Genomic DNA, 14,514 nt, shown 5'->3' on the forward strand with positions numbered 1-14,514 from the left:
ATTGGAGGGACTCATGTCCGATCTTCCTCGGAAAGCGGTGACCCGTACCGCCAAGCTGGCCGCCCTGCCGCTGGGCATCGCCGGCCGGGCGACCTGGGGCCTGGGCAAGCGCATCGGAGGAATGTCCGCGGAGATAGTCGGGCGTGAGCTCCAACAGCGCACCGCCGAGCAGTTGTTCAAGACACTCGGCGAGCTGAAGGGGGGTGCGATGAAATTCGGTCAGGCCCTCTCCGTCTTCGAGTCGGCGCTGCCCGAGGAGGTGGCCGGGCCGTATCGCGCGGCGTTGACGAAGCTTCAGGAGGCCGCTCCGCCGCTGCCCGCGCGCACGGTACACGGTGTGCTGGCCGAACGGATCGGGGAGGACTGGCGGGACCTCTTCCTGGAGTTCGATGACAAGCCGTCCGCGGCCGCGTCGATCGGACAGGTGCACCGGGCGGTGTGGCACGACGGGCGTGCCGTCGCGGTCAAGGTGCAGTACCCGGGGGCGGGCGAGGCCCTGCTGTCGGACCTCACGCAGCTCAGCCGGTTCGCGCGGCTGCTGGGCCCGCTGATTCCCGGCATGGACGTCAAGCCCCTCATCTCCGAGCTGCGCGACCGGGTCTCGGAGGAACTGGACTACGCACTGGAGGCGCGCGCCCAGGAGGCCCATGCGGCCGAGTTCGCGGAGGATCCCGACGTCATGGTGCCCGCGGTGGTGCACCAGGGCGAGCAGGTCCTGGTGACCGAGTGGATGGACGGGATACCGCTCGCCGAGGTGATCTCGGACGGCACCCAGGAGCAGCGCGACCGTGCGGGGCAGTTGCTGGCACGCTTCCTGTTCTCGGGTCCGGCCCGCACGGGCCTGCTCCACGCCGATCCGCATCCGGGCAACTTCCGGCTGCTGCCCGACGACGACGGGGAGTACCGCAGGCTCGGTGTCCTGGACTTCGGCACGGTGGACCGGCTGCCCGGCGGTCTGCCGAGGACCATCGGCGAGTCGCTGCGGATGACGTTGCTGGGCGACGCGGAGGCGGTCTACGCGATGCTGCGGGAGGAGGGGTTCGTCAAGGAGTCCATCCGGCTCGATCCCGATACGGTGCTGGATTATCTGCTGCCGATCATCGAGCCCGCTCAGGCCGAGCGGTTCACCTTCACGCGGGACTGGATGCGCCGGCAGGCGGCGAGGGTCGCCGATCCGCGCTCTCCCGCCCACCAGCTGGGCAAGCAACTGAATCTGCCGCCCGCCTACCTGCTGATCCACCGGGTCACGCTCAGCACGATCGGGGTGCTGTGCCAGCTGGGTGCGACGGTGCGACTGCGCGAGGAACTCGAGGCGTGGCTGCCGGGGTTCGCTCCGCACGACGGACCACACGGCCGGATCGACGACGGTGTGGCACCGGAAGGGAGCGGGGAGCCGGAGGCGGATCTCGCGGCGGAGACCGCGGGAGCCTGAGTCACCACCAGGAGGAGTCGAGTCTGCCTTCGATCGATCTGATGTTGGCGCGGGCGCACTCGTCGCAGAAGTACTGCCGGGCGCCGTCCTCCACGGAGCAGGTCCAGGTCAGCGGCATGCTCTCGGCGACCTTGCCGCAGCGTGAGCACACGATGGCCTCGGCACCCGGTTGCGCGGGTTGAGGAGTCTGCTGGTCCATACCAGACGATAACCCCGGCTGCGGAGTTCGGCGCGGACAACGCACCGCGGGGGCCGGTCCGTTCGGACCGGCCCCCGCGGGTGGCAGTACCTGGCGCTGTTCGGCGCGCTCACGGCCGGGGCCGTGGAGGCATGGTCAGTGCATGACCGCCATGGCCAGGGCGCGCCGGGCACGCAGGGACACGCGCTCGGCACGGCGCTGCATGCGTCGGGCGGCGATCAGGCGCAGGGCCTGACGTTCCGCGTCGACTTCACGCATGCGCTGCTCCATATGCGCGCGAGCCAGGGCTTCTGGGATGAGTTGCATTTCGCGGGTCCTGTTCTGGCGCAGGGCGGGTGCGCCGGTGGTGGTGAAGATCGAATTAGCGGAGCCTGCGGGCTCGCTGGCGGAAGAGGTCATCGGGGCCTGCTTCTTGGGGTCGTGCGTCCGAGGGTGATCGATGGTCCCGGTGACGTTCATGCCGCGACCGGGTTCTTGCGCGGGCGGCCACGCGGCCGCTTGCGGGCCACGACGACACCCTGGACGAAGAGCTCGCCGCCCCAGACACCCCACGGCTCACGCCGCTCCTTGGCGCCGGCGAGGCAGGCCTCCATCAGCGGGCAGGTGCGGCAGAGCGACTTGGCGTACTCGACGTCGGCCGGCGACTCGGCGAAGAAGACCTCCGGGTCGTAGGAACGGCAGGGGACGGGTACGCCGAGGTTCTCGATGGCGTCGTCGAGCGCGGTGAGCGCGGTGAGGGGGGTCAAGGTGGAGTCCTCCGTGAGACCGGGCGGGGGGATCGATTGGGAAGGCGGTACGGACGGGGCGTGCGCTTCGAGTTGCACGGTCGTGTTTCCTCGTCTGGTCTGTCCGCCCCGGTCGGGGGCGGGTATCGGCTGGTGTACCGGGTCCTGCAGTCCCGAGGCCCTTCGCTCCGTTCCGCCCGTTCGGGCAAAACAGAAGGGCCGCGGATCCCGGGTGGGGTTCCGCGGCCCTGAAGGCGCCGGCCTGATCCTGGATCAGGCTGGATCACTCCAGGGTTCGAGCCCACGGAAGGCCCACATCGAGTGGTGGTGCGTCTGCTTCGTCATTCCGGCACCGGCCGCCGCAAGGGCATAGGCCTGGGCCTGTGCCTCTGCTACTGCTGCTTCCGGTGCCTGGGTCGGTCGCTCATTGCGCCGCTCCCGGACGGGAAGGCTCGCGGTGGAAACCGTCAGGCCGGAGGGGATACCGCCGAACAGACCGGTGCCACGCAGCGAAGAGACGGCCGAGCAGGTGGAGATGACGGAGCTGCCGAGCAGACGTGCGGAGACGACCGAGCGATCGGTCATTTTCTGGGTCTTGATGATGCTGATCACTGCAATCGCCTCCTCTCGGCGTCTCTGGGACCGGCGAACCGGTCACACGTATTCGGATAAGTACAGCACGAAGACAGCGCTTCGAAGAAGCCGCCGCATCCGTGGTTAAGAACCTATGGGGCTTGCCCTGGCCCGCGCAAACTATTTTTTCGACGAGTTTGTATCAGTCTTCCGCCACGCCCCCGACAGGCTCCTCACCTGCACAGATGGCCAGAACCTCGCTGCCGAAGCGGTCCAGCTTGCGGGCACCGACGCCGGGGATGACGGCGAGTTCGCCCGCGCTGCCGGGGACGGCCTCGGCGATCGCCGTCAGCGTCTTGTCGGTGAAGACGCAGTACGCGGGCTGTCCGAGCTGCCGCGCCTGGCCGGCGCGCCACTCGCGGAGCCGCTCGTACAGCGCCTCGTCCATGTCCGACGGGCAGGTCTCACAGCGCGTCAGCTTCATCTCACCGGCCTCGGTGAGGGTCTTGCCACACACCCGGCACCGCACGGGGCCACGGTGGCGCCTGGCGGCGGGGCTCCGCTCGATTCCACCGCCGGCCCCGGCGGTGCGGGCGGCACCGGCGCCGGATCCCGGGCGCAGACCGTCGAGGAAGCGGCTGGGGCGGCGGGAGGCACGGCCACCGGGCGACCGGGAGAGCGACCAGGAGAGGGACAGCCGCAGCCGGGCCCGGGTGACTCCGACATACAGGAGGCGGCGTTCCTCCTCTATCTGCTCGTCCGTCCGGGCGTAGGTGATCGGGACGGTGCCCTCGCTGAGACCGACGAGGAAGACGGCGTCCCATTCCAGGCCCTTGGCCGAGTGGAGGGAGGCGAGGGTGACGCCCTGGACCGTCGGCGCGTGCTGGGCGGCGGCGCGTTCGTCGAGTTCCCCGACCAGATCGCCGAGCCCGGCGTCCGGGCGGGCGCGGGCGAAGTCCTCGGCGAGCCGGACGAGCGCCGCCAGGGACTCCCAGCGGTCCCTGACCGCGCCGGACCCGGCCGGGGGCTGCGGGGTCCAGCCCTTCACCCCGAGCACGGCCCGCACCTGGGAGGGCAGGTCCTGGGCGTCGTCCAGCAGGGCGTCGTTGCCGCCGGCCCGGGCGGCCCCGCGCAGCGCCATACCGGCCTCGCGGACCTCTGCTCGCTCGAAGAACCGCTCGGCGCCGCGCAGCTGGTACGGCACCCCGGCGTCGGCCAGGGCCTGCTCGTAGACCTCCGACTGGGCGTTGATGCGGAAAAGCACGGCGATCTCGCCGGCCGGCACGCCCGCGTCGATCAGCGCACGGATGCGGCGGGCGGTGCCCTCGGCCTCGGCGGGCTCGTCGGCGTACTCGGTGTAGTCGGGCTCGGGGCCCGGGTCGCGCTGGGAGACCAGGGCCAGCCGGTGCTCGGCGGCCCGGCCGCGGGCCTGGGCGAGCAGCCCGTTCGCCAGATGGACGACCTGTGGCGTGGAGCGGTAGTCACGGACCAGCTTGACGACCGTGGCGTGGGGATGGCGGACGCGGAAGTCCAGCAGGTGGTCGGGCGTGGCGCCGGTGAACGAGTAGATCGTCTGGCTGGCGTCGCCGACCACGCACAGGTCGTCGCGGTCGCCCAGCCACAGTTCCAGCAGCCGCTGCTGGAGCGGGCTGACGTCCTGGTACTCGTCGACGACGAAGTGCTGGTACTGGCGCCGGACCTGCTCGGCGACCTGGTGGTGGTCCTGGAGGATGCCCACCGTGAGGAGCAGCACGTCCTCGAAGTCGATGACCGAGCGGTCCTGCTTCAGCAGTTCGTAGGTGGCGTAGATCTGGGAGATCTCGGCCGGGTCGCGGGGGGCTTCGCGGTACGACGCGGCGACCGCCGCCGGGTAGTCGGCGGGCACGGTCTGGGTGACCTTCGACCATTCGATCTCGGCCGTCACGTCGCGCAGCTCGTTGCGGTCCAGCCGGATGCGGCACCGTGCGGCGGCCTCGGCGACGAGCTGGATCTTCCGCTCGACGAGCCGCGGCAGCGGTCCCCCGACGGCTTTCGGCCAGAAGTACTGCAGCTGGCGCAGTGCGGCCGAGTGGAAGGTCCGCGCCTGTACGCCGCCTGCCCCGAGCTGGCGGAGCCGGCCGCGCATCTCGCCGGCCGCGCGATTGGTGAAGGTGACGGCGAGCACACTGCCGGGCTGGAGTATTCCGGCCCGGACCCCGTAGGCGATGCGGTGGGTGATGGCGCGGGTCTTGCCCGTACCGGCGCCCGCGAGCACGCACACCGGCCCGCGCAGGGCCGTCGCGACCTCGCGCTGCTCCGGGTCGAGCCCCTCGAGCACCGCGTCAGCGTCCCGGGGCGGGGCCTCGAACCCGCTCGCTCCGGGGGCCTGCGGGAAGAGGGGGGAGTGCGTTGCTGCTGTCACCCCGCCATGCTGCCAGGTCGGGAGCGCCGGGCGGGAAAGTCGTCCACAGGCGACCACTCCCGGTCGTACTGGTATGACCATCGAGTGCCGGATGTGGACGGGCCGACGGGAATGGTGGACGTGTCCCGTACGTTCGAGTACCCGGACACCCCCTACCCCAGAGGAGCGGAATCACCATGCAGGGATCCCTGACGATGTACAGCACGACCTGGTGCGGCTACTGCCGGCGGCTGAAGAGCCAGCTGGACCGGGAAGGCATCTCGTACGTCGAGATCAACATCGAGGAGGACCCCGCATCGGCGGCCTTCGTGGAGAAGGCGAACGGCGGCAACCAGACGGTCCCCACCGTTCTGGTGGTCCCGCCGAACGGCGGCGAGAACATCGTCATGACGAACCCGAGCCTGGCCCAGGTGAAGCAGGCCCTCGCAAGCTGACGCTCCGCGTGGTGCGGGGGAGGGGGATGTGGGCCCCTCCCCGCCACCGTGCGGGTGCTCGGGCATGTGCCCGTGGCAAGGAAGGGCCCATGCCCCCGCCAGGGGCATCCGGTCTTCGATGCATTCTTTCGGTCTTGGAAGCGCGCCGCCTCAGGGCTTCGCGTCTCCCTCGACCCGTTCCGTGAGCGCACGCAGACGGCGTTCCGTCCAGGCGATGGGCCGACGGTCCTCCCCCGCGGCCGCGTGCCACATCGCGAGCACGTGCCGGCCGATCTCCAGGGCGGCCACCGGATCGACCGCGCAGACCTCCTTCCAGCTGGCGTAGGCGTTGCGTGCCGCCTTCTGGACGCTCTCGTGCGGGGCTCCTGCGATCGCCATCCGGCGGGCCGTGTGCGAGTACAACAGCGCCGCCCGGGCGTGGTCCCGGCCGAGCAGCGCGAAGTACGCCTCGGTGAGCTGGGCATTCAGGGTGAACGGATGCTCCGATCCGTGGCTCCGGGTGAGCATCCCGACGATTTCGGTGACGAGCGCCGCTGCGACTCGCAGGTCGCCCTGCTGCTCGGAGGCCCTGACCTGTTCCCAGTGCGGGGCGTACTCAGGCGGCAGCGGGGCGTCCCAGCCCGCGTCGGCCGGGACCGGTGGCGACGGCGGCATCGCCACGGCCGTCCCGTGCGCCGGCGGGGGGAGGGCCACCGCCTGCTGGGCCGCAACCGGCTGCGCGGGTGGCTGCTGCACGGCGGGGGCCTGCTGCCGGCCGGGAACCGGCTGGTGCGACTGGGCCTGGATCGGCTGCTGCGCAGGGAACGGAACCTGAGCCTGCTGAGGTGTCTGGGACTGCTGCGCCGGAGACGGCGCGGGGGCTTGTTGCGTCGTGGCCACCCCCGGCTGAGGGTGCGGCTCGTTCAGCGGCGTGACCGCGCCGTCCACGTCCACGATCAGCGGCCAGGCGGACCCGTCCGGCTCCTTGGCGACGACCCGCACGGGCCTGCCGAGGAACGCCGCCTTGATCCGCACCTCGGCCAGTCCCGCCACCCGGGGATCACCGTCGGCGGTCAGCACCTCGCCGTTCACGCTGACGCTCCCGTCGGCACCCAGAAGAATGATGACGACAGGAGTCAGCGGCACGGACGAAGGGTCGGCGATGACAGGCACGGATTCAGTTCCTCCCCAGGTGACGCGTCCTTCCCAGGCGACGCGCCGACTCACGGTACCGGAGCGTAGGGCGTCCGGGTCCGGTCACGCTCATCCTCCGCTGGGGTAGTAGGGAGGAGACCAGCCGAGATACTTGGCGCCCCACTTCGTCTCGGGGTCGGTCGCCGGGACCACGTCGATGTAGCCGGCACGTCGGATGTCATTGCTGGCGATCTTGCCGTCCCCCACATAGACCGACACATGCCCCGCCCGGCTACCGGTGTCCCAGTACATGAGTGCTCCCGGTGGCGGCTTGCGGTCGCCATCGTGGCGCATGGAGGCGGGCATGACCTTCTTGTAGTGGTCGATGGCGTACGGGGTGCCGGAGAAGTTCCAGCCGTACGCGCGCGCCGTGAAGGCCAGGCACAGACGCTGCCAGTCGGGTCCGCCGTTGACCTCGTTCTTCGCCCACCGAATGGCATCAGCGGTCGAGCGGGGGTTCTTCACCTGTGCAGGCCAGTCGGCTTTCCCGTCGTGGAAGGGCTCTCCCGGCTTGCCGGGCTGTCCTCCGTCTCCTGAGCCGGAGCAGGAGGAGCCACCGTCGATCACCGGGGCAGTTCCACCCCCGGACTCCCCGGCACGCTGGAGGTCGATGCCGGCCTTCTGGGCGATGGTCCGTGCCTGGCCCTCCCGCGGCGCGTACAGGTCGGGGAAGGCGGACACCTGAACGGCCTGGGCGACGACACCGAGCGGCTTGAGCTGCCAGTCCTTGATGTCCACCAGGCCGCGCGGATGGCCGGCCCCCCGCCCGCCGAAGAAGGCGTTGGCCGAGTACTCCGGATTCATGATCTGCTCCACGGACCCCCAGCCGGCCGACGGCCGCTGTTGGAACAGGCCGACCGAGTCGCGGTCCCCGTAGTTGATGTTCCGCAGACCGGACTCCTGGAGTGCCGTCATGAGGGCGATCAGCGTCGCTCGCCCCGGGAGCTTCCGCTTCACCGCGACACCGTCGATGATCTTGGCGTTGGTTATCTGGTCCTGACTGGGCGGCAGACCGGAGTCCCCGATGTCGGCGTTGCCCGGGCAGTTGTCCTCCGAAGCCGCGGAGGAGTCGCCGCTGCCGGAGAACGAGCCGAGGAGCACGAGGAAGATCAGGAATATGACGGAGCCGGCCACGCCGACCTTCAGCCCCATGGCCCGCCCGGCCAGGCCGGCCGCCGTGTTGAGTACTGCTTGACCCTTCACCGTCAGACCAGGTCCAGGATCCGGGCGACCAGCCAGCCCTCCTTGGTGTAGACGAGTTCGAGGTGCAGCTTGCGGACCTCTGTCTTCGTCTCCCACTCCTTGACGACGACGGACGCCCGCACCTCGCGGAAGGCCCGCACTTCGGGGATGTCCACCGGAAGTTCGTCACCGGCCTCGGCGACGTCGACCTTGCTCACGGTGGCCACTCCGCCCACGATGACGAGGCGCTTGTAGGCGGGGTCCGGGTGCTCGATCAGGTTGACCCTGAGCTCCTCGGTCATCCACGCCTTCGCACGCTCCACCGAGGCCCGCGGCCCCTGGTCCTTGACGGGGTCGCGTGTCAGGTACGCCTTGATGAACTCGGAGGCGACCACGTCGGGTTTGGTCAGGTCCACGGCCTGTCCGGAGGGCGAGGCCGAGGCCGACGGCTGTTCCGCCGAACCCGATGCGTCGGCCTCCGGAGCCGTGGACGTCGGGCTCGCCACCACCCGGTCCGCAGGCTTGCCGTCGTTCTGGGAGTACTTCGGGAACAGCCAGGAGGCGATCCCCCCGAGGGCCAGGAGCGCCACGATCAGCACGACGATGCCGCCGGGCGTCCTCGGCTCCTCCTCTCTGACGCTGCGCACGTAGGCCCGGCGGCTCTCCCGGTCGGCTGCGCGCCATTCCCTCTTGGCGTTGCGGCGCGTCTTGCGGCCGGCGCCCTCGGGCGCGACTTCGTCGGGGTAGTCGTACTGGGCCTTGAGCAGTTCCCTCCAGTTCTCGGGCTCGGACGGCTGTTGCCAGCGCTTGTTGTCCACCGATGCACCTTCCCGGTTCGTGATGTGACTGAGGCGGGGCGCCGATCGGGGTGGGCAGGTGTCAGGTCCTGCCCACCCCGGTCTCCGGCGCCTTCCGGCTACCGGCCTCCGCCCGTGCGGCGTGCGCCCGGAGACGACTGCTGGGGAACCGGCCTGTTCCCTCGCTGCACCGGCATGCTCCGGGGGGTCGACGCGGCTGCCGGACGGCGACCGGGCTGCATCCTGCGGAAGTTGAAGTCCGAGGTGCTCGCCGGGCGGCGCCGCGGCCTCGCCGGTTGTCCTCCTGCCTGCCCCCGTCGGTCCGCACGGTCGATACGCGCACGCTGGCGGTCCTGCATGGCGTCGAGCGAGGACTTCTGCCGCTGCGGAGGCGCCGTACGTCCACGGCGGTGTCCGGGACCGTCACCGGACCTGCTCTCACCCGCGCCCTTGCCGTACTTGCCGCCTCCCGGGGTGCCCACGGGCTGCGTGCCGTCGCGTCCCGAACCCTGGCCGGGCCCCTTCGCGAGGTCCGGACCCGTACCCTGGCCCATCGCCTGCTCGGTGGACGGCCCCTGCGGGGTGCTGTCGCGGAACCGGCTGCTCTTGCTGGTCTCACCGGACGTACCTGTCGGCGCGTCGGATCCCGAAGCGGCTCTTCCACTACGCCAGTTGGCATAGGCACTGCGTGCCCTGCCGGCAGCCTGGTACGCCTTGTAGGGCGCCTTGGCAGTACCGATCGCCGCCTTGCCCCCCAAGACCGCCGACTTGCCTGCCAGCTTCCCGGCGAGCGCACCGGCCTTCGCCGTGGCGAGGCCGGCGACGCCGGCCTCGGAGCTGAGTCCGCTCATCGACCCCATGATGGTTTCGACGAGCCGGCGGAACTTGAACGCCACGATCGCCGCCGTGATCGACAGGCCCGAGGACAGGAACCAGCCCATCTCCCCGGCGATCTGGGTGCACACGACCGTGATGATCATGACGCATCCGAGCACCAGTGTGGCGATGAAGGACTGGAGCACCATGCCCAGCAGGGCGTCGAACCACTTGACGCCCCACTGTCTGGGCCGGCCCGGAATGACCCAGAGACAGGCGAAGATCACCCCGGATATCAGCAGCATCAACGCGCCCAGGAGTGACGCGATGGAGGCGAAGGCCAGCATGAGCGCGAGGACGGCATAGATCACCACGGCCACGATGCCCAGCAACAGCACCATCATCCGGCCGGCGGGTTTCTCGCCCTGGCGCCAGTCGACGGCCTCTCCGCCGACGAAGGTACCCTCGTCCGAGTCGGGGTCGTTATGGACGTTTTTGTGGAGGAAGTCGGTCCTGCTGTCGCCCTTCTTGGCGACGTTCAGCAGGTTCTCGCCCTCTTCCTCGCAGATCCTGAGATTGCCGAACTCCGCCATGCACCAAGGGGTGGCGACGTACGTCCGCCACACGGCGTCCCCGGCCTTGCGCATGACGGTCTTCTTGGCATCCCCGTCGAACGTCGGCTCGTGCGAGAGCTTGACGGGGAAGTCACCTGGCTTCCCGATCCCGGCGTTGGCCACGCTGAACGACACGTCAGTGCCGATGTTGCGGACCGAGTTGATGCCGTCCACCCAGACTCCGGGACTGGTGAGCAGCGACATGGAGAAGATCGCCGCGGCGGCCAGCCAGCCGATCTGGGACAGGTGCGAACCCTGGGCCTTGCGATGGTTCCCGTAGGCGACCAGCGCACCGATCACCAAGCAGGCCGGCAGGAGTGTGGGGATCAGGGTCCCCGCAGCACCGGAGATGGCCTTGACGATCGGTTCGGTCAACTGGGGAATCGACGTTCCCTGGATGGCCCACTGGGTGATCACCACGCAAGCACGGCCGATCAGCACGATGATGCCCATCAGCACCTGGTTGAGCAGGTGCTGCAAGTACAGGCCGTTTCCCTCCCATTCGGTGAGCCCGGTGTCGAGGTCCTCGTCGAGGGTCCAGACGCTGAGCTTGCCGGAGTACGTCTCGTAGAGGGTGGTCCCGCCGCCCGGTGGCGGGGTGGCTTCGGGGATCAGCTGGCCGATGCCGACCGGCGGTATGGGCTCGGCCGCGTAGGCGACGTTGGCGACGACCATGACGGTCGTCAGAGCTCCCACGACGGGGATGGCGAGACTACGGAGCCTCATCGGCGTCGCCTCCAACGGATGCTGCCCGGCGTGCGGCTCACGCGAGGGCCTCCTGCGACTTGTCCATGCCGACCCCGGTGTCCGCTTCCACCGCAGCCTCCGAACCGAACCGGCTGATCTTCGGCGTGGTGCTGAGCAGGCCCAGAAGGTCGCCACTGGGGATGTCGAACTGCGTGGTGGCGCAGGAGAAACGGCGGTCACGGGTGATGCAGTGACCGTGCCGGATCTCGCCGTCCGCCTGGAGGCCGATGGCCTGGATGAGCCGGCGGGTGTGCTCGTCGTCGGGCAGGCCGAGCAGCGCGGCGAGCGCGCTCTGCTGCTGCGGGGTCGTCAGCTGGAAGCCGAAGACCGTGGTCAGCTGCTCGACCAGACCGGTGAGGCCGGCCAGGGTCTCCGGGTCCTGGGTGTCGACGACCAGGGCGGTGGACAGTGCGCGGCCGACTCGGGCGATGTACTGGAGGAACGCGCTTCCCTCTCGCGTCGCGGTCAGCACGTGCACCTCGGGGACGGCCACGACCTTGCGCAGGCCGCGCAGGTCCTTCCGGCCGGCCGTGGTGATGGCGTAGGCGATCATCGAGTGCATCAGGGCGACGGACAGGCGCTGGGTGACGTTCCAGTCCTCGCGGTCGCTGTCGGCGTCCGGCAGCGACAGCCCGGGCATCTGTACCACCCACAGGCCGGGCTTGGGCACGAGCATCGGCTCGCCCGAGGGCCGCCCCATGAAGGGGGCGCCGACACCGGTGAGCGACAGTTCGTACAGCGCCTCGCCGGTCTCGCGGGCCAGCGGGTCGTCGCTGGCCATGAGGCGCTGGATCACCTTCCAGGTGGCGGGTTCGCCCTCGGCGACGACCTGGTTCACGGCCTTCTGGATGGGCGTCTCGGCGCCGCGGGCCCGGAGGTGGGACGGCAGGGCGATGCCCAGCTGGGCCGGGACCTCGACCTGGGCACGCTCGTCCTCGCCGAGCATGCCGAAGAGGTCGGCGACACCCGCGTAGTGCGTACCGGTCTGCACGAGGTGGGAGTTGAGTCCGAAGGACTGCGCCGCGGTGACGAGTCCGCCGATGTCGCCCTTGAAGTCGAGGGCGAGGACGAACGCCTCGCGGAAGCCCGCGTCCAGCAGGCTCAGCATCATGCCGGTGGTCTTGCCACGGCCGGAACGCCCGATGAAGGCGGTGGTGGTCGCGTCGCCGCGCTCACTGCCCGCCGTGAGGTCGTTGCGGACCACTCCGGGGGTGGAACCGGTCAGGTAGCCGATGATCGGACCCTTGTCGTCGCCGACCTGCGCGCCGCCCCAGAACCACGAACCGGCGAAGGCGTCCACGGTACGGGTGTGGCCGAGGTCCCCGACCCGGACGAGGTCACCCGGCTGGGCCTCGATCCACAGCTCGCGCTGCTCGTCGGTGCCGACGACGACCTCGATGCCCACGCCGCCGTAGTACGAGATGACCGCGTCGACCTTGGCGCGCAGGTCCTCCACGCTGATGTCGCTGGTGACGACGAGGCGCGGATGGTCCTCGATCAGGGTCACGTCGTCCCGCTTCATGTCGCGGGCGAGTTCGGCCATGACCTGCTCGGTCTCTTCGATCTCGCGCCCCGCCTCACCCGCCGAGTGCTTGGCGGCGGACTGGCGCTGCTCCTTGGCCAGCCTGCGGACCTCGTCGATGGTCTTGAGGGCGTCCCGCTTGTGCATGACCTCGAAGCGGACGGATACTTCGGGGTTCACCGGGACGACGGGGATCTGCCCGTAGTCCTGGAAGTTGTCCCCGTCGTTCTCCGGGATGTAGGTGATCTCCGAAACGGCGCGCAGCCATTCACCGCTGCCCGGGCTCTCCATCTCCTCCGGGAAGCCGGTCATGGCGAGCACGGAGACCCAGGCGGTCACTTCACTGCGGCCGTCGACGACCTGGAGGTGGTCGGAGTGGGGCATGACCTTGCCCTGGGTGAGCTGGGCGAGTTTGGCCCCGGAGATCGCCCCGTCGCCGTTGGCGGCGGGCAGCGGCGCGCTCCGGTGCTGCTCGCGCGCGATCATCCAGCCGAGCATCTCCACGGTGGCGGGCTGCGCCCTCCACGGTGTGCTCTCGAGCTGGCGACCGAGACGCCGGGTGAGCGCGTCGAGGCGTGCGAGTTCCTTGTAGGAGACGGCCCGCGTGCCCAGACCCAGGGCCTCCTGGAAACCCGCTCGGCTCTTGGCCTTGGTCTGGTTGTTCCGTTCGGCGATCCGCACGCCCAGCAGCAGATGACGGGTGGGGAGCTCCAGCATGTCCAGGCGGTCGACGCGCAGCTGGGTCCAGTCCCGGTAGCGGCCGGCGGAGAACAGTTCCTCGGACTCCTCGACGTAGTCGGCCGCGTTGAGCGGCGACCAGAGGACCTTGAGGTGGCATTCGTAGCCGGCGAGGGTGCGGGCCAGGACGGAGCCGATGATGTCCTGTTCGGCGTCGCGGGCCGGCTCGGCCATGAGGTCGGTGTTGGAGCCGGAGAGCACGAACCAGGCCTCGGCGGCGGTGTCCGTGATGATCAGACCGTCCGCGATCGCCTCGTAACGAGGGGGCGGGAGCGCCCGCTCGGGTCCGAGGCCCATGAAGCGTCCGAGTGCCTTGGTGAGCTTCACGCCTTCGCCTTCCTGCTGGGTGGTGACGTCTTCTTGTCGATCAGGCCGGCCCTCTTCCGTGCGTGCCACACACGGTCGGGCCCGTACATGCGGGCCCGGGCGTCCAGCCGGATGGCGGTGGCCGCCGGTGTCTTCTTCCGGTCGCCGCCGAGCAGCGATTCGAGCCCGCCGAAGCCTGGGAGATCGAGCAGCTGGTCGACGCGGTCGCCCCACCGGGCCCGTACCGGAATCCATTCCGAGCGCTCGGCGGCGCGACGGCCGCCGTTGATGATGGGCCTGTGGCCACTGGTGACGTAGCGCCAGGTGAGGGCCCAGCTGGTGAGGTTGCGGCGGCGGTCCACCCTGCGGTTCCGCTGGGCTCCGAGCACGGCGATGATCAGCGGGGGCAGCATGTACACCGAGAAGGTGTACTTGGACGGGGCTCCGAAGATCAGCACGAGGCCGCCGCACCATGTCGCGAAGAGCGTGACCCCGAGTATCAGGGTCCGCCTGGGCACACCTTCACCCAGGTCCAGCCCCATCAGCTCGTGCTGCCGCGTCTCCAGGTCGAAGTGACGGGTGAACGTGTAGCCCTTGCGCATCAGGTCCCTGCGACCTTCTCCCAGATTCCCCGGAACAGGCCGATGGCGACGTTCGGCGCGTACACGATGCCGGCGATGACGACGGCGGCCATCAGGTGGCCGATCAGTTCGCCCCATTCGCGCTTGGCGTAGTAACCGATGCCGCGGACCGCGAGGATGACGATGAAGATGTTTCCCGCGATGAGAAGGACCCAGTCCTTCAGCTCCGCTCCGCTCGTCAACGGAGCGGCAAGTTCAATCATGGGCATGCCAT

14 protein-coding genes are annotated in these 14,514 nt (G+C 69.8%); 2 read left to right on the plus strand and 12 right to left on the minus strand.

The window, feature by feature from the left end:
• The first annotated feature begins 13 nt into the window (after positions 1 to 13).
• Positions 14 to 1,432: an ABC1 kinase family protein gene (locus ACZ4Z5_RS01650; protein ID WP_468255008.1), complete on the plus strand. Its 1,419-nt coding sequence runs from the start codon at positions 14 to 16 to the stop codon at positions 1,430 to 1,432.
• A 1-nt stretch (position 1,433) separates the two neighbouring features.
• Here ACZ4Z5_RS01650 and ACZ4Z5_RS01655 read toward each other — a convergent pair whose 3' ends face one another.
• The 5 genes from ACZ4Z5_RS01655 to ACZ4Z5_RS01675 form a co-directional block, all read right to left on the minus strand.
• Entirely contained in the window at positions 1,434 to 1,631 is a 198-nt protein-coding gene (locus ACZ4Z5_RS01655) for a hypothetical protein (RefSeq protein ID WP_468255010.1), read from the minus strand.
• A gap of 135 nt (positions 1,632 to 1,766) precedes the next feature.
• The gene (locus ACZ4Z5_RS01660) at positions 1,767 to 2,090 is read right to left on the minus strand and encodes a hypothetical protein (RefSeq protein ID WP_468255013.1); all 324 of its coding nucleotides are present in this window, start codon (positions 2,088 to 2,090) and stop codon (positions 1,767 to 1,769) included.
• The gene (locus tag ACZ4Z5_RS01665; RefSeq protein WP_468255015.1) at positions 2,087 to 2,455 is read right to left on the minus strand and encodes a WhiB family transcriptional regulator; all 369 of its coding nucleotides are present in this window, start codon (positions 2,453 to 2,455) and stop codon (positions 2,087 to 2,089) included. The genes ACZ4Z5_RS01660 and ACZ4Z5_RS01665 overlap by 4 nt, the downstream gene beginning before the upstream one ends.
• A gap of 174 nt (positions 2,456 to 2,629) precedes the next feature.
• Positions 2,630 to 2,968, minus strand: a complete 339-nt coding sequence (locus tag ACZ4Z5_RS01670; RefSeq protein WP_468255018.1) for a hypothetical protein — start codon at positions 2,966 to 2,968, stop codon at positions 2,630 to 2,632.
• 163 nt (positions 2,969 to 3,131) lie between these two features.
• Entirely contained in the window at positions 3,132 to 5,330 is a 2,199-nt protein-coding gene (locus tag ACZ4Z5_RS01675) for an ATP-dependent DNA helicase UvrD2 (RefSeq protein WP_468255020.1), read from the minus strand.
• Between the two features lie 176 nt (positions 5,331 to 5,506).
• Here ACZ4Z5_RS01675 and ACZ4Z5_RS01680 point away from each other — a divergent pair, with 176 nt between their 5' ends.
• The gene (locus ACZ4Z5_RS01680) at positions 5,507 to 5,764 is read left to right on the plus strand and encodes a glutaredoxin domain-containing protein (protein WP_468255023.1); all 258 of its coding nucleotides are present in this window, start codon (positions 5,507 to 5,509) and stop codon (positions 5,762 to 5,764) included.
• A 150-nt stretch (positions 5,765 to 5,914) separates the two neighbouring features.
• Here the strand turns inward: ACZ4Z5_RS01680 and ACZ4Z5_RS01685 are convergent, their stop codons facing one another.
• The 7 genes from ACZ4Z5_RS01685 to ACZ4Z5_RS01715 form a co-directional block, all read right to left on the minus strand.
• Positions 5,915 to 6,916, minus strand: a complete 1,002-nt coding sequence (locus ACZ4Z5_RS01685) for a hypothetical protein (protein WP_468255025.1) — start codon at positions 6,914 to 6,916, stop codon at positions 5,915 to 5,917.
• A 90-nt stretch (positions 6,917 to 7,006) separates the two neighbouring features.
• A complete protein-coding gene (locus tag ACZ4Z5_RS01690; RefSeq protein WP_468255027.1) occupies positions 7,007 to 8,140 on the minus strand; it encodes a peptidase M23 in 1,134 nt (377 codons plus the stop codon).
• Between the two features lie 2 nt (positions 8,141 to 8,142).
• Positions 8,143 to 8,937 carry a hypothetical protein gene (locus ACZ4Z5_RS01695; RefSeq protein ID WP_468255030.1) on the minus strand — a complete coding sequence of 265 codons (795 nt, stop codon included), beginning with the start codon at positions 8,935 to 8,937 and terminating at the stop codon, positions 8,143 to 8,145.
• Between the two features lie 98 nt (positions 8,938 to 9,035).
• Positions 9,036 to 11,072, minus strand: a complete 2,037-nt coding sequence (locus tag ACZ4Z5_RS01700) for a hypothetical protein (RefSeq protein ID WP_468255033.1) — start codon at positions 11,070 to 11,072, stop codon at positions 9,036 to 9,038.
• 37 nt (positions 11,073 to 11,109) lie between these two features.
• Positions 11,110 to 13,680 carry an ATP-binding protein gene (locus ACZ4Z5_RS01705; protein WP_468255036.1) on the minus strand — a complete coding sequence of 857 codons (2,571 nt, stop codon included), beginning with the start codon at positions 13,678 to 13,680 and terminating at the stop codon, positions 11,110 to 11,112.
• On the minus strand, positions 13,677 to 14,261 hold the full coding sequence (locus ACZ4Z5_RS01710; protein ID WP_468255038.1) for a hypothetical protein: 585 nt from the start codon (positions 14,259 to 14,261) through the stop codon (positions 13,677 to 13,679). Before ACZ4Z5_RS01710 ends, ACZ4Z5_RS01705 begins: the two co-directional genes overlap by 4 nt.
• Positions 14,261 to 14,509, minus strand: a complete 249-nt coding sequence (locus ACZ4Z5_RS01715) for a hypothetical protein (RefSeq protein WP_468255041.1) — start codon at positions 14,507 to 14,509, stop codon at positions 14,261 to 14,263. Before ACZ4Z5_RS01715 ends, ACZ4Z5_RS01710 begins: the two co-directional genes overlap by 1 nt.
• Positions 14,510 to 14,514: the final 5 nt, after the last annotated feature.

It is taken from the genome of Streptomyces sp. NPDC030222 (genome assembly GCF_055573115.1).